We start from the raw sequence: 14,859 nt of genomic DNA, 5'->3' as shown, positions 1-14,859 counted from the left end.
GGTACAGAGACGTATCAACGCTGCCGGTCGAACCACTCGCGGGGGAGTCGCCCACTGGCAACGAGGAAATCACGAAGGAACACCGCCAGCGACGGTGCGAGGACGACCGGCGTGAGCCTGAAGACGAGTTCTGTCGGTACTGCAGGGACGAGTGCGGCAGTAATAAACACCATCTGGACGCCGGCGAGATACTTCCCGAGGTTGCTGTCGGGCCGCTCGAAAACCGGTCGGTCCCGGTATCGCCGCCAGCGGATACCGCCGACATAGGCGTACCGGGCCGCCGACAGCGAGAGGTACAGGACGGGGAGTTGGCCCCAGAGGACCGCGACGAGTGGTGCGACCACGAACCCAAAGGTGTCGAAGGCCATGTCCAGCCGCGTGCCCAGTTGGGTCTGTTCGCCGACTGTTCGGGCGACGGTGCCGTCGAGTTTGTCCAGCACGACGCCGACGCCGTAACACGCCGCCGGGACCCAGGCGAGGTCGGTCGTCGCCGGCACCACGAGAAAGCCCGCAACGACAGCATAGAGCCCACCGCGGAGTAACGTCACGGTGTTCGCCATCCCGAAGATGTAGCGCCAGGGGTTACCGGCAGCCGGCGGGACGCTGAGCTTTCGGCCGACGTACCAGAGCTGTCCAGCCCAGCAACAGCCCGCGACGACCGCCGGGTGGAACATCCAGCGCGTCATCGCATCGGCGGGAAACAGCATGCCGACGATGACGGCTATGAGGAACCCGCCGACCACAGAGAGTTCGACGGGAACTGGGCTGTCACCGTGTTGCTCGGCCATCAAACCCTCCTGGTTCCCGGCTGTTCGCCGCCGTGCTAGCTTCGCTCATCGCAACAGCGCAACGAGGACCGCAAGCAGGACGAGCTGTGCGAGCTTGTCGGCTGCGCCGAGAGTCCCGACATCAGCCGGGAACGATTTCGGCCCGGCGGCGAAGTTGACGTAGTACCACAGCAGTATCTGGACGAGCGTGAACGGGATACCGACAGCGTAGACGAGGCGACGGCGGATACCCAGGGCGACCAGCGCGATAGCGCCGAGAAACCCCAGTCCCGCGAGGATGAAGCTGATACCGAGCCCGGATGGAGCCAGCCTGACGCCGAGAAGGAGGTGTATCGCGGCTGTGACGAGTGCCGCGATGATACCAAGCCAGTGTCGGCTATCCAGTGAGGCTACGTCGAGGGAACGTCCCTGTGTCTCCGTCGCGGCCATGGGCTAGGTTCGGCGTTCAGTCACATAATGATACTGCCAATTGCACCGCTTACCGCTCGAAATCCGGCTGTCGAAGTGCCTCGATGCGGGCACACGCTTCTGCGTCGAGTCGCTGCCCAGCGGCGGCGAGGTTCTCGACGATGTGGGACGGTGTCGTACTGGACGGAATCGGAACGACGCCCTGTGTGACGTTCCAGGCCAGTACCACGCCGGCTGGTGATAGGCCGTACTCCTCCGCGATAGCCGCCAGAACAGGCTCGTCGAGCAGTCCGGGGGCTGACAGCGGGGAGTGAGCGACAACCCTGATGCCGCGTTCGTGGCAGTATTCAATGAGGTCTGTCTGTGGCTGGTACGGATGGCGCTCGACCTGTACCAGCGCCGGCCTGACAGTCCCCGTTTCGATGACTGTCTCCAGTTGTGTCTGCGAGACGTTACAGAGCCCGAGCGTGCGCGTCCAGCCTCGTTCGTGGAGGGCCTCCAGATTCTCCCAGGCGCGCTGGAGTGAGACCGAGTCCGTCTCGATGTCGCCACTATCGTCTTCGGGGAAGGTCAACGCCTCCTGACGCGCGACCGATTTCTCGGCCAGTCGCGTTAGCGACTCGCGATGAGCTAACGCCTCGGGCCAGTGCAGGGCATAGCAGTCGAACGCGTCGATACCGAGCTCGTCGAGACTGCTCCGACAGGCCGTCAGCATATGCTCCCGACGGTGGTTCGTGCGCCAGACTTTCCCGAGTATGAACACCCGACGCCGGTCGGGGGCACCGGGGGCAGCCAGAATGCGGCCGATACGGTGTTCGTTCCCGTACAGTTCAGCGCTGTCAAGCAGTCGGTAGCCGGCGTCGAGGGCCGCCGCGATAGAGTCCGCACGGTCGATGTACGTTCCGTCACGATATCGGGAACAGCCAAAGCCGATGGCCGGGAGCCGAATCGCTTGCTCCCGGCTCCCGTCCCAGTCTTTGTCTGGGGTGACAGTCGGCGGTGGCGTTGGGTCCGCCGCCGTGCCGTAGTCGGACACAGTCTCAGACTCGCCCGTCTCGGCAGCCGTCTCAATCGCGTTACAGACTGCAACAATGTGGGCACCGCGGCGACCCGTCATCCGCGATGGGGTCCCCCGGGTGACACTGGCCGCAAGCGACTCGACCGGGTCGAGATAGCGGTAGGGTTGCGTGGGGTGCTGTGCGGGAGCATCAATGTATTCGCGGCCGACACGACCGTACTGCACGGCGGTCGTACTATCAGCCATCGCGCCGGTCCCACGGAGATATAGCGACCCGTCGTCACCGTGGAGTTCGAGCCCGTAGAACTCGCGGCTCCGATGTGGCGCGTAGAAACTCGCGGTCAGCCGGACCGTCAGCCCTCCGTCGAACGAAAGCATCGCCTCGACGTGGCTGGGCGCAGACGGTCGCTCTGGCTCTCGCTCGGGCCAGCTATCGAGTGTCGTTGCGGTCTGAACGGATTTGACAGGGCCGAACCACGAGACCAGCAGCGCGAGCGGATAGACGCCCCCGTCGTACAGCGGCCCGATAGAGAGAAACGAGCCGGGTCGGTCGTGCCAATCTGTCACGCGACCGACGTGGGCGTGGGCGTACCCCAGCTGAACGGGTCCCATACGGCCGTCGGCGAGCATTTGCCCGGCGCGACGCTGTGAGGGCGCATCGGGCGTCCCCGGGGCACAGCCCAATGCCAGATTCCGGTCCTGGGCCAGCGCCAAGAGCTCCGCGGCCGCCGCCTCGTCCAGTGCGAGGGGCTTTTGCGAGTAGACGTGTCGCCCCGCTTCGAGCGCCGTTCGGGTCACCGGCGCGTGGGCGGCGTGGTTCGTCAGGTTCACAACCAGCGGCGCGTCGACGGCGGAAAGCGCGGTGTCGAGGTCGGTAAACGCCGGGCAGTCGTGCGCCGCGGCGAGTGCTGTCGCCCGGTCTTCTTCGAGGTCGCAGACGCCCGCCAGCGAGAGCGGGCTGTCTGCCAGCTCGGCCGCGTACTCCGCCGCGATACTGCCGGCGCCGACGAACAGACAGTGCACACTCGAACGGGGGCGGCCTCGCATATATATCATATCGCCAGTGGGATTTTATTGGCCGCCGCCGAACACCAGACGTGACAGAACCGGGAATGAGCCGGCTCGGGACAGCGTACTTGCGCGCATTGCAGGCGCTGGGCCGGCGGGTTCCGTACGGAACAAACGTCTACCAGCGCGAGTGGGACGTTCTCGTTGTTCTCGATGCCTGTCGTGCTGACTTGTTACGGGCTATCGCCCCCGACACCGGGCTGTTCGGTACCGTTTCGACGGTCCGCTCGGTCGGGAGTTCCTCCTCGGAGTGGCTGGAAAACACGTTCTCCGGTCATCCAGAAACAGCTCAAACCGTCATGGTCACCGGCAACACGTGGACCGACCGGTATCTCGATGCCGACGCCTTCGCTGCGCTGGACGAGGTCTGGAAGTACGCGTGGGACGAGGACCTGAACACCGTCCCGGCTGCAGCCGTGACCGACCGGGCCATCGCGCTAGCCCGGCGGCTGGACCCCGAGCGGCTGGTCGTCCACTACATGCAACCACATCACCCGTTCGTCCCCGAGCCGCTCGACGGCGACGGCGGGCTTGCCCGCACCGGGAGTCATAGTAACACGGCCAACCCGTGGGTCGCGCTCCGCCGCGGGGAGGTTTCGTCGGACCGCGTCTGGAACGCCTACGAGGCGAACCTCCGGTATGTCCTCCGGGAGGTGGAAGCGCTGGCTGAAAACGTCGACGGCCGCATCGCTGTCACCGCCGACCACGGCAATCTCTTCGGGGAGTGGGGGTTGTACGGCCATCCGATGCACACGCCAGTCCCGGCGCTGCTGGCGGTGCCGTGGGCCGAGACCGACGGCGTCGACAGCGGGGAACGCGAGCCCGACCTGCGTCCGCCCGAGCCGCTCCCAGTGTCGCGCGTCTACGGCGCCGAAAGCGACAGGGACCGACTGGATTCGTTGGGATACTTGTAGTCAATCAGGAGGTACTTTTTAGTCGGAGAAAGCCTGGATAGGAGACGTGCATTCCCGGAGCCGTCGCCACGTCCGAAGGAGCTGGCATCGAAACATCGGCACCGGCCGCCCACGTCCTCAGGAGACGGTGTAATGTCCGCCAGAACGCTGTACTTTACCGGCGGGAAGTCGGTTCGGGTTGACGAAGAGGCGGTGCCTGACCCCGGACCATCGGAGGTCCGTGTTCGAACCGAACTCTCAGGAATCAGTCCCGGAACAGAGCTGTTGGTGTACCGTGGGGAGGTCGATTCGGAACTCGCGACCGACGAGACGATCGACGCCCTTGATGGTACGTTCTCGTATCCACTGCAGTACGGCTACGCCGCTGTCGGCTGTATCACGGCCGTCGGGGACGCGGTTGACGACGACTGGCTCGACCAGCGTGTGTTCGCGTTCAACCCACACGAAAGCCACTTCCTCGCCGAGCCGTCGTCGCTTATTCCCACGACGTTACCGCCGGAGCAGGCGGTGTTCATCCCGAACGTCGAAGCGGCGGTCAACTTCGTGATGGACGCTCGACCGCGTATCGGGGCTCGGGTTGTCGTCTTCGGTCAGGGGCCGGTGGGCCTGTTGACGACCGGGCTGCTGGCCGATTTTCCGCTGGCGTCGCTCGTGACGGTCGATCCCTGTGCGGGCCGCCGTCGGCTCTCGGAAGCGCTCGGGGCAGACCGCTCAGTCTCTCCCGGGAATCTCGATGACGACGACGCCGACATCGCGTTCGAGCTCTCTGGGAACCCAACCGCACTCGACAGAGCGATCGACGCCACTGGCTATGCCGGTCAGGTCATCGTCGGTTCGTGGTACGGCTCAAAGGATGTCTCGCTTGACCTCGGACATCACTTCCACCGGAGCCACATCCGCCTTCGCAGCAGTCAGGTGAGCCGCATCGATCCGGATCACGCCGACCGCTGGGACAAGGACCGGCGGCTGGATGTCGTCCGGTCGTGGCTGAGCGACACTGACCTCTCGGCGCTACTGACACATGAGATCGATATCGAGCGTGCAGCCGAAGCGTATCAACTGCTAGAGAGCCGGCCAGACGACGCTGTACAGGTAGTGTTGACGTACAACGGACACCCGTGATTTAGGTGGGTCCCGGCCGTTCGTTCGGGTATGTACGCGACGACGGTTCGGACTGAGTTCGTGGCACAGCATTACCTCACTGTCCCGAACCCGGGGCCCGAGGGTGACCCGCACTCACACCACTACAGGGTCGAACTATGTTTCCGCGGCCCCGAACTCAACGAGTTCGACTACATCGTCGACATCGACAATGCCGACACAGCCCTGTCGTCACTCGCCGACCGGTACCGGGACACGATGCTCAATGACCTCCCGGAGTTCGAAGGCTACAACCCCAGCGTGGAGCGGTTTGCCCGTGTTATCTTTGAGCGTGTCACCGAGCGTGTCACCGACAAGACGGTCACCGAACTGTCGGTCACCATCTGGGAGGACGAGGAAGCCGCTGCGAGTTACAACGCCGCCGTATGAGGGTCGGCCTGACCCTGTACGGGAGCCTCGACGAGCAGTCAGGCGGGTTTCGATACGATAGAAAACTCGTCGAGGGACTCCGAGCGGCCGGCGACACTGTCGAGTGTATCCAGCTCCCCTGGCGTGACTACCACAGAGGGCTGCTCGACAACGGGTCGCGAAAGCTCCGCCAGCGGCTGGATGTGGATGTCGATGTCATGTTACAGGACGAACTCGCCCATCCGTCGCTCGTCCGCACAAACCGTGCCCTCTCGTACCCGATTGTCAGCGTCGTCCACCACTTGCGGGCGAGCGAGCCGCGCCGACTTGCACCGCTGTACCGGGCGGTCGAGCGTCGCTACCTCGGGACTGTTCAGGCCGTGGTCTGTAACAGCGCCACGACCCGAAACGTCGTTACCAACCTCGGCGTCGACCCCGAGAACACCGTCGTCGCGCCGCCGGCTGGGGACCAGTTCGACCCCGATATCGACCGAGCGACAATCGAGCGACGGGCTACCACCGAGCCGCTGCAGGTTGTTTTCGTCGGAAATGTCTCGCCTCGAAAGGGGCTCGATACGCTCGTCGATGGTGTGGCTGCGGCTGCTGTCGACATCGACCTCACCGTCGTCGGTCGCCACGTCGATGCAGCCCACGTGACTTCGGTACAGGAGCGCGTCCGCGAACACGATTTAGCTGACCGCGTGCAGTTCGCGGGTCGACTCCCAGACGGCGAGTTGGCGAAAACCCTCCGGTCGAGCCACGTCCTTGCGGTACCGTCCCGGTACGAAGGGTTCGGCATCGTCTATCTGGAGGGGATGAGCTTCGGCCTCCCGGCGCTGGCCACCCGTGCTGGCGGAGCGACCGACATCGTAACCGACGACGAAACAGGGGTACTCGTCGACCCGGACGACTCGGCAGTCGCCGCTCGCGAACTGGAGCGGTTCGCCATCGACCGGGACCGCTTGGCTGAGATGGGGTGGGCCGCGAGACGGAACTACGAGACGCACCCGGATTGGGAAGAGACGGTCGGGCTGGTTCGGGGCCTGCTGTCTGATATTGTTCAGCCCACGGAGGTACCGGCGTGACGGAATCGTTCCAGCGGTATCTGCGGGCGAAGCGGACTGTCGACGACCGCGCGCTGGACCGCCGGCTGGTCGAGATGCTCCGCGAGCAGTTGGCGGCCCGGGCAGCCGACAGCGACGGGCCGCTACGTGTCCTCGAAATCGGGGCCGGCATCGGCACAATGCTCACCCGGTTCCTCGAATGGGACGTGCTTCCCGCGGGAGAAGTCCACTACACTGCAGTCGATATTCAGTCGGAGAACGTAGCTCACTTGCCCGACCACATCCGGGACTGGGCCGTCGACCGTCAGATGTCGATAGGCGACAGCCCACTCGTCCTGAAAGCCGAAAACCGACGAATCGAAATTGAGACGGTACAGGCCGAGGCGGTGGCCCATGCGGCGGCCGCCGACGGCAAATACGACCTTCTCATCGGGGCCGCCCTGCTCGATATTCTCGACCGTCAGAAACTGCCGACGTTGCTCGAACCGCTTGCACCGGGTGGCCTGTACTACTTCCCGATCACGTTCGACGGGGCGACCCGCTTTCAGCCGAGCCATCCAGCCGACCGGGCAGTCGAACAGCACTATCACGACCACATGGACGCGAAAGAGGGCGGTGACAGCCGTGCCGGCGGCGACGTGCTTGCCCATCTCCAGCGCCTCGACAGCATAACGCTGTCAGGGGTGGCCGGGTCGGACTGGGTCGTCCGGCCTGTCGACGGGAGCTACCCGGCTGACGAAGCCTACTTCCTCAGATACATTCTCGACACTATCGAGGACGCGGTCGGCGAGATGACTGGTAGCGACTTCGAGGAACTCGACGGCTGGCTGGCACGCCGACGTGCGCAGGTCGCTGCCGCCGAACTGCTGTACCATACGCATCAACTGGATTTCCTTGGCCGTGTCGACTCGTGAATCCCGCACTGTTAAGCCCTAAAACCCGGCTAAAGTGATTGTATTTCTCGGAACGACCGGTCCGCCACACAGGTATCACAGACTGCCTGACCCTGTCGTCACTCGTCGGTCTCGCGGCGGATCATGGCTGTCGCCTCGTATGAAATGACGAGTTCGTCGTCCTGATTCAGTCCTTCGTGGCGGGCGGTGAGGTACCCCCGGCTCGGGTCACTGTCGGAGGGTCGCTTGTCGATGATTTCGGTTCGTAATCGTAGCGTGTCACCGGGCTGGAGTGGCTGATGCCAGCGGAGATTGTCGACGCCGACGCCAGCCTGTGTCGCCATGTCCTTGCTGGTCTCGACGTTGAGACGCATACAGATCGCGGCGGTCTGCCACCCAGATGCGACTAGTCCGCCAAAGACTGAGTCTTTCGCTGCCTCCTCGTCGGTGTGAAACGGTTGCGGGTCATACTTTTCGCCGAATTCGGTGATTTCGGATTTCGACACAGTGTATCCATCCGACTGTCGGACGTCGCCGACCACGATATCCTCGTAAAATTGCATATAATTATGAAGGTGATGGATAGATAAAAATCCGACGTGGTACGACCGCTGGCAGGGTGAGTGGCCGCAGGCGTATCGACGGCATCAGGCACATGGACAACATTGCAGCCAGTGGCGCTGCAGACGATAAGAGCAATTAAACGACGAGATTGCAGAACTCAAAGCCCATAACGAGGAGCTACCCACGTTTACTCGGAGCCTTCTATCACACCTCATCAGTAACTGCGTACCCATCATCTTGCTCTTGTCGGGCTGCTACCGCCGTTGGAGTTGCCAGTTATTTCGGGGGTCGGAACTGTTCGTGACCCGGATAACACCATCTCTACGAAGTTGGTCAACCGTCTCATCAAACTCCGCCATGGAGAACTGGGTCTCCGCTTTCTCTAGCTGGTCAAGCACGAACATCACAGATGCCATTTCGTTTCCTTGTGCTTCCAGTATCTTGAGAATCTGCTTCGCTAGGTTAGACATGAATAAGTAGCAATCACCGGGTAGTGGTTGTGCGCATATATGTGAGTTGCAGACTGCCGACGTGTATCTTCGCTATTTATTCTTAAAATATATATTTCAGCTATAACATAGGCACGATGTCGACATGCCCTCCAACAGTCGAACACTCCTCTCGGCGACCAGTGAAGAGTGGCGCTTAGCACGCGAAGACCTCCACATCAGAAATGCCACCGACGCCGAGCATGATATCCAGATAAAAATATACGATGACAAGGAACGGTGTCATACAGCACATTATCACCTTCTGGCAGGTCAGTCGGGTTGTTCGGTTAGCTTGTTACAGGATGGCGTTTATAAGGTCAAGGCCGTCCTCGACGGACAACACGAGTCAGTCGCTGCCGTCACAGTCTCTGATGAGCCTGAACAGACCATCTTCATCCACATTCAGAACGACGGGATCATTATTGAAGAGGGAGTGACTCCCTCACGTCCCTGAACCGACGTGTCGCCTTGCCCTGCTTGAGACCCTCCCGCGCTGAAGCGCAGGGATTCCCACGTTCGGAGAGCAGGGTTCAGCGGACGACCTATTCTCACAGGCATACTCTGCCCGTAGATTTGTCGAACAGGCGTGGAAACGCCAACTGTCAGCTTTATTTCCGCCGTGAATGGTGCGTCTTTCGCCTCGAAGTATCGTAACAAAGTTTGAGTGACAAGGGGTAAGCTCATCTTTAACACCCATCCGAACAAAATAACAAATTGAATGAGCCCTGCATCTACATCGAACAGGTCCCCTGAATCTGCCGATCCTGTGTCGGGCTATCGCGACAGGCTCAGGTCGATTTATCGCGATTATATCGGCGAACCGGATAAAGAGCGAGACATCTATATCGGGTTTGGCCTCTTCTTCGCTGGAGTCACGCTTGCCGTCGTCGGATTCGGCCTTTTTTTGTACAGTAACGTCCTAGAATCCGGGAGTACGCTGTACTGGCAGATCCGAGAGATTGCACTCGTCGTCGGGTTCATTGGACTGCCCTCCGTGCTATTGAGCGTCGTCGTGCTCCTCCCAGTGGGCTTCAAAACCCGAGTTGTCAGTGCCGCTGGCACAGTGTTCTGTCTCGCTGCAACTGTGATTCTGGTTGATGTTTTTCCGTACGGGTGGACAACCAGTGAGGGCATCAACGGTAGCGTCTGGACTATCAGCGTCTACGCTACTGGCCTAGTTACACTTGTAGCGTCGACAGGAGCGGCACTGGTCGCACATTACCTCGAGCGAGCAACAACGCCAGCTGAGTCAGCCGAGCCGGTTGACTCGGCCGAGAGTGAGTCAGAGTCAGTCAGCAAAGCAGACGTAGACAGCGACATAGAGCAAGCCATGGAGGGGGCGGAACTATCCTGGGGCGGCGTCGAACAACAGCCCAAGACCAAGCGGCTGAATCTAGATATGCCGGACACAGACTCCGACCTCGACCAGACGGCTATCGAGAACTCCGAGGCGACCACGACACGGGCCGACAGCAACGATGTTGACGACGCAGTAGATGGACTCAGGCAGCTGCAAGGTGGCCAATCAAATACGGATCGAAGCACTGGAACCGAAGAGCAGGTCAACGCTCTTACCGAGTTCCGGAATGAGCAGGCCGAAGACGATGATGTAGAGACTGGTGTCGAAGAGCAGAAAGGTCTTATGAGCCGCCTTCGGTCATTGTTTTTCGAGTGAACAGTCTGATTGGCCCATACCCGCTCTACTGTGGCGGTTTTGTTGGGTTGCTTTTATCATGTTAGCATATCCTTACACTTCTTTCGCTCCAAAGTTGGTACGTAAGTTGTAATTTGTTCTATATTATAGGCTAGTTTTTTCAACTTGGTAGGAGGAATACAACTGTATGCCCCAAGGTCTCGATGTCGGTACGATGAACCTCCTGTCTGCACGTCAAGATGGTAACGAAACAGTATTCGTGCAGCAACGGAACTCCTTCGTTGAAATTGACTACAGCGATATGGCCGAACAAATGCTGTCGAGAAGTGACGTTCTCCACATCCGCAAGGATGATCGGGTCTATATTGTTGGCGATGACGCCCTGAATTTCGCGAACATCTTCAGCGAGGAGACGCGCCGACCGATGCAGGCCGGGATTCTCTCAAGCGACGAGCAATCAGCAATTCCGATGATTAAGCTCATCACTGAACAGGTGGTGGGACAACCGGAGTACCCGAATGAGCGTCTGTTTTTCTCGGTTCCTGCGGACCCTATCGACGCCGATGTTTCGACGCTGTATCATCAAAAGACGGTTGAGTCACTCCTTACTGATATGGGATACAGCCCAGAGCCGATTAATGAGGGGATGGCCGTCATCTACTCGGAGCTTGCAAATCGTGAGTTCACTGGCCTCGGCATCAGCTTTGGCGCTGGGATGACCAACGTTTGTCTGTCGTACTATGCAGTCCCCGTAATGAAGTTCTCCATCGCACGCGGTGGTGACTGGATCGACGAGCAAGCTGCACAGGCGACCGGCACGCCCGTAGATAAGGTTACTTCGGTCAAAGAAGAAGACTTCGCACTCAACTTTGAGACGGATGTCGGTGGTATTGAAGGTGCATTGAGCATCTATTACGACAATCTCCTCGACTATGTCATCGAAAACATCATCAGTGAAGTTGATGAGGAGGATGTCGAGGAGGGATTGGATGTCCCGGTCGTTGTGACTGGCGGGACATCGAGTCCTGATGGCTTCGAAGAGTTGTTCGCCGAACGGATCAATGACTCCGAGATACCATTCTCGATCAGCGATGTCCGCCAGGCCGAGAATCCACTGTATAGCGTCGCACAGGGAGCACTCGTCGCAGCGCGGTCGGAAGAGGAGCGCGAAGGGCAAGCCGAGCAGCCCGAGGAACCAGACGCCTCCGCTGAGTAACGGGTACTCCCGCACCGACACAATACTCGCCGACATCAGCCAGAATCTGTGCCTGGTGCTCGTTCTAGATAATTCGACCGACGTTTGACGTTACTCAGTCTCGTCCCCGTTTTCGTCAGCTTCAGTGTCCGCGTTTTGACTGTCCGCATCGTTCTTATCAAAATTGGCTGTACCGTCTCCACTTGATTCCCTTTCGGTCTCGTCGATAACGCGGTTCAATTCGTCAGCAGCGTCCTGTCGGAACGTGTTAGCATCAGACCCCAGAGAGATGCCGACCGCAACACCAGCCTGTTCAAGCGAGAACTCTGGTCGGTCTGTGGATTCGTCACTCTCTGGAATCGGGACGCTGGGTGTCCGGCCAGTATTCTCGGGTTTCCCGGGGGTAGAATCAGGATGCTGGTTGAACCGGGCAAAAGCGAGTTCCCAGGACTCTGGAGGAGATGCCTCGTTGTGATGGGACGTAGAGAGGTCTGCGAAGCCGCACGATTCACAGACGATCGCTGTCTGGTTGCCGGTCGCAAGCGTGTACGTGCTGAGGTCGGAGTCGCAGCGGGGGCACCGCATACCAGAGTATGCGTGTCTCTGCTATACAATGGTTCCGTCAGTTCTCCCCCTCTAGGGAACGAGTTATGAGTTGGGCGACCGATGTTTGAGGCAATGCCGGAGATCGAGATTACGGACACACAACAGGCGGATTTAACGGCAATTCAAGAGGACCTTGAAGACGCGTTCATCGAAACGTACGGTCATATTCGTACGCAAGATGTCGTGGACTACCTCCTCGATACATACACACCACCGGACCAGCTCGAAGGCGAGCAAGGCCTGAGCCGTCCCGACTACGAGCGAATCGCCTCAGCTGAGTATCCGGAACTCCAACGCATCGCGTCCGAGGTGTCGGAGGTTCCCGGAAGTGGTATTGACGCCGACGAGATGCGAGGGAAGCTGCTCTCGGCGCTTGGGACAAGTGAACTCGCCACTCGCCTCGCAGATGTCGAGTCCGAGACGAAAGCAGACGAAGGTGATAAAGAAGGGGCAACTGGTCCAGATAACTCGGCGGATGCGGCCGGCGACGGACACGATAGCACACAAACCGATACGTCGGGACAGGCTGGTCCAGCACCCGATACCGTCGAAACCGGTGACGCAGCCGAGCCCAACAACGCTCCGGGAGACACCCTGTCGGTCGCGAACCGTTTGCTGACTGAACATGACGAAAAGTGGACTCGGTCAGATGAAACCGACGAACCATACGAAGTCACGCTCCCCGACGGTTCAACGGTGAGCGCACGGACGAAAGATGACGTGCGAAAACTGCTGTTCCAGAACTATTGAGCGGGCGCTCATTGCAAAACTACTGTTCCATAGTGACCATCTCTCTGGGGGGTCGTCTCGTCGAAGGCTTAGGACTCGCTGTCCGATGTGTCCTCGAGGTAACCGACTCGACACTGTGGACAGACATCACCGCGAAAGAACGACGATTCATTCACTGGGAGTTCGAACTCACATCTTGGGCACCGATATGTGGGGCCTGAATCGGTTGTCGTACTCTCTAGGTCGTCCGCTGTGTGCAAACTCTCGTCTTGGCCGTTCCCAGTACCTGATCCTTCGGAAGTTTCAGACGACGGGTGTACAGTGTCTGAAGCATCATCAATGATGACTGCATCGTCGCTATTCGGCGGCGTGGAGCCGTCGTCATCTGGTTCTTGTGTCGCTGATTCAGACAGTATCACGGCATCGTCAGTCCGCTCCGGTGGTGTCGATGCGGTCACCGCCGATGACGCATCACTCATTTCCGTATCCGAGGATGGATTTGCGACCGTATCCGAGGCATCTGCAGTCGATTTGGGAGTATCGGTCGATTCCGTTTCCGCCGGCTGACCTGTGTCCGTCGCCTCGGTCTCGTCCTCTGCATACTCTCTCCGTCCCACTTGCCGCTCGGTTTCGGCTCTGTATTCGGCATCGTCCGATCGCTCGTCATTTGCTTTCGATTCCGCTATGGTGGATATCAAGCCTCGATTCTCAGAGATATGGCGGATATGTCCACATCGCTGGCAAGACCTGTATTCCCGAACGGTTAGAACAGTGCCGCGCTCGCCTTCATCGTACGACTCCTCTATCTTCGAATCTCCAAATTCATGTCCAAAGAGTTCACAGCGCATCCCCATACATGGCCATTCACTTCGTGTAGGTAAGAAGGTATTCACACTCAATGACACCTATATCTCAGTCAGCTCAGGCGAAGCCATCCATGACTGTCCTCGCGCCATCGCTAGACGCCGTTGCTGATAGTGACGGGGGACTTGCCCTGGTAGACAGCCCGACACCGGTCTTGCTGTTCCCTACTCACAGTCTAGTGAGTGGCGTGGCACCGTCGAAGGCCGTCTCTGGCAAGGTATAGAGCCAGCGTGGACCGGCCCGAGTCGAAACCGAACGAGGGCGGTGTCTTGAAGGCGGTCTGGGCCTTTGCAGAAGTATGTCGATGACTGAGGAGTGGGACGCCGCCAGTGTTCGTGACCTCCACGACGACCTCGTCTCGCTGCACGGCCCGGTCGAACGCACAAGCGACCACGGCGCCGACGCCAGCGCCGACCCTGGCGAGGGAGTTCGACAGTTGGTGACGACGATTCTCTCACAGAACGTAGCCGACGAGAACACACGCCGAGCCTCCGAGGCGCTGTTCACGGCATACAGCGACTTCGCAGCCATTGAATCGGCAGACCACGACGAACTGGCCGACACCATCCGCGTCGCAGGGCTCCCCGACCAGAAGGCCGCCCGCATTCAGCGGGCGCTTGCGGCCATCCGCGAGGAAACCGGTGGGGCCTACTCTCTTGCCTTCCTTGACGCCATGCCAACCGACGAGGCGAAAGGCTGGCTCACCGATATCAAGGGCGTCGGCCCAAAGACCGCCAGCGTCGTCCTGAACTTCCACTTCGGGAAGCCGACAATGGCTGTCGACACCCACGTCGAGCGGGTCTCCAAGCGGTTCGGGCTGGTAACCGAATCAGCAACGAACAAGCGCGCCCACGACGAGCTAGACGCAATCATTCCCGACGAACTGACCTATCCGCTGCACGTCCTGCTGATTACCCACGGCCGGGAGTTCTGCTCAGCGCGCAGTCCCGACTGCGCTAACCCCGTCTGCGAGCGCTACTGCAGTTGCGAGGAGTGCTAGCGACAGCCGACGACAGAACGTCGAAAGGCATTGTCTGAACAGGGCTGATCTCAACGGCGAGTTGGTGACAGGGAGAGTCATCGACTTGTGCTCG

17 protein-coding genes are annotated in these 14,859 nt (G+C 60.1%); 10 read left to right on the top strand and 7 right to left on the bottom strand.

The window, feature by feature from the left end:
• Window positions 1-14: 14 nt before the first annotated feature.
• The 3 genes from G9C82_RS14980 to G9C82_RS14970 are packed head-to-tail and all read right to left on the bottom strand — an operon-like array spanning window position 15 to window position 3,237.
• On the bottom strand, window positions 15-788 hold the full coding sequence (locus tag G9C82_RS14980) for a CDP-alcohol phosphatidyltransferase family protein (RefSeq protein ID WP_127014541.1): 774 nt from the start codon (window positions 786-788) through the stop codon (window positions 15-17).
• A gap of 45 nt (window positions 789-833) precedes the next feature.
• Complete coding sequence (locus tag G9C82_RS14975; protein WP_007188475.1) at window positions 834-1,217, bottom strand: hypothetical protein; 384 nt, start codon at window positions 1,215-1,217, stop codon at window positions 834-836.
• A gap of 49 nt (window positions 1,218-1,266) precedes the next feature.
• Window positions 1,267-3,237 (bottom strand): aldo/keto reductase, encoded by a 1,971-nt coding sequence (locus tag G9C82_RS14970; RefSeq protein WP_127014540.1) that lies wholly within the window; start codon window positions 3,235-3,237, stop codon window positions 1,267-1,269.
• 89 nt (window positions 3,238-3,326) lie between these two features.
• On the opposite strand from G9C82_RS14970, the gene G9C82_RS14965 reads away from it, so the two are divergent.
• From G9C82_RS14965 to G9C82_RS14945, 5 genes are all read left to right on the top strand, one after another.
• Window positions 3,327-4,196, top strand: a complete 870-nt coding sequence (locus G9C82_RS14965; protein WP_127014663.1) for a hypothetical protein — start codon at window positions 3,327-3,329, stop codon at window positions 4,194-4,196.
• A gap of 132 nt (window positions 4,197-4,328) precedes the next feature.
• Entirely contained in the window at window positions 4,329-5,318 is a 990-nt protein-coding gene (locus tag G9C82_RS14960; RefSeq protein ID WP_127014539.1) for an oxidoreductase, read from the top strand.
• 30 nt (window positions 5,319-5,348) lie between these two features.
• Window positions 5,349-5,726: a 6-carboxytetrahydropterin synthase gene (locus G9C82_RS14955; RefSeq protein ID WP_127014538.1), complete on the top strand. Its 378-nt coding sequence runs from the start codon at window positions 5,349-5,351 to the stop codon at window positions 5,724-5,726.
• Window positions 5,723-6,790, top strand: coding sequence for a glycosyltransferase family 4 protein (locus G9C82_RS14950; RefSeq protein WP_127014537.1), 1,068 nt, complete (start codon window positions 5,723-5,725; stop codon window positions 6,788-6,790). Before G9C82_RS14955 ends, G9C82_RS14950 begins: the two co-directional genes overlap by 4 nt.
• Window positions 6,787-7,683 (top strand): hypothetical protein, encoded by an 897-nt coding sequence (locus G9C82_RS14945; RefSeq protein WP_004965747.1) that lies wholly within the window; start codon window positions 6,787-6,789, stop codon window positions 7,681-7,683. Before G9C82_RS14950 ends, G9C82_RS14945 begins: the two co-directional genes overlap by 4 nt.
• Before the next feature lie 98 nt (window positions 7,684-7,781).
• Here the strand turns inward: G9C82_RS14945 and G9C82_RS14940 are convergent, their stop codons facing one another.
• Window positions 7,782-8,225: a MaoC family dehydratase gene (locus tag G9C82_RS14940; RefSeq protein ID WP_007188468.1), complete on the bottom strand. Its 444-nt coding sequence runs from the start codon at window positions 8,223-8,225 to the stop codon at window positions 7,782-7,784.
• A 255-nt stretch (window positions 8,226-8,480) separates the two neighbouring features.
• The gene (locus G9C82_RS14935) at window positions 8,481-8,696 is read right to left on the bottom strand and encodes a hypothetical protein (RefSeq protein WP_127014536.1); all 216 of its coding nucleotides are present in this window, start codon (window positions 8,694-8,696) and stop codon (window positions 8,481-8,483) included.
• A 124-nt stretch (window positions 8,697-8,820) separates the two neighbouring features.
• Between G9C82_RS14935 and G9C82_RS14930 the strand changes: the two genes are divergently transcribed.
• The 3 genes from G9C82_RS14930 (at window position 8,821) to G9C82_RS14920 (ending at window position 11,587) form a co-directional block, all read left to right on the top strand.
• Window positions 8,821-9,171 carry a hypothetical protein gene (locus tag G9C82_RS14930; RefSeq protein WP_127014535.1) on the top strand — a complete coding sequence of 117 codons (351 nt, stop codon included), beginning with the start codon at window positions 8,821-8,823 and terminating at the stop codon, window positions 9,169-9,171.
• A gap of 312 nt (window positions 9,172-9,483) precedes the next feature.
• Complete coding sequence (locus tag G9C82_RS14925; RefSeq protein ID WP_004965740.1) at window positions 9,484-10,392, top strand: hypothetical protein; 909 nt, start codon at window positions 9,484-9,486, stop codon at window positions 10,390-10,392.
• A 166-nt stretch (window positions 10,393-10,558) separates the two neighbouring features.
• Window positions 10,559-11,587, top strand: coding sequence for a hypothetical protein (locus G9C82_RS14920; protein ID WP_004965739.1), 1,029 nt, complete (start codon window positions 10,559-10,561; stop codon window positions 11,585-11,587).
• Window positions 11,588-11,677: 90 nt separating this feature from the next.
• Here G9C82_RS14920 and G9C82_RS14915 read toward each other — a convergent pair whose 3' ends face one another.
• A complete protein-coding gene (locus tag G9C82_RS14915) occupies window positions 11,678-12,151 on the bottom strand; it encodes a hypothetical protein (protein ID WP_127014534.1) in 474 nt (157 codons plus the stop codon).
• An 81-nt stretch (window positions 12,152-12,232) separates the two neighbouring features.
• On the opposite strand from G9C82_RS14915, the gene G9C82_RS14910 reads away from it, so the two are divergent.
• The gene (locus tag G9C82_RS14910; RefSeq protein WP_011222581.1) at window positions 12,233-12,922 is read left to right on the top strand and encodes a hypothetical protein; all 690 of its coding nucleotides are present in this window, start codon (window positions 12,233-12,235) and stop codon (window positions 12,920-12,922) included.
• Between the two features lie 68 nt (window positions 12,923-12,990).
• Here G9C82_RS14910 and G9C82_RS14905 read toward each other — a convergent pair whose 3' ends face one another.
• The gene (locus G9C82_RS14905) at window positions 12,991-13,755 is read right to left on the bottom strand and encodes a hypothetical protein (protein WP_127014533.1); all 765 of its coding nucleotides are present in this window, start codon (window positions 13,753-13,755) and stop codon (window positions 12,991-12,993) included.
• A 308-nt stretch (window positions 13,756-14,063) separates the two neighbouring features.
• On the opposite strand from G9C82_RS14905, the gene nth reads away from it, so the two are divergent.
• Window positions 14,064-14,765, top strand: a complete 702-nt coding sequence (gene nth, locus G9C82_RS14900; protein WP_004965732.1) for an endonuclease III — start codon at window positions 14,064-14,066, stop codon at window positions 14,763-14,765.
• Window positions 14,766-14,859 lie beyond the last annotated feature (94 nt).

It is taken from the genome of Haloarcula sp. R1-2 (assembly GCF_011627385.1).
In the GTDB taxonomy this organism is placed as follows: domain Archaea; phylum Halobacteriota; class Halobacteria; order Halobacteriales; family Haloarculaceae; genus Haloarcula; species Haloarcula marismortui.
This window is presented reverse-complemented; position numbering and strand designations above follow the sequence as displayed.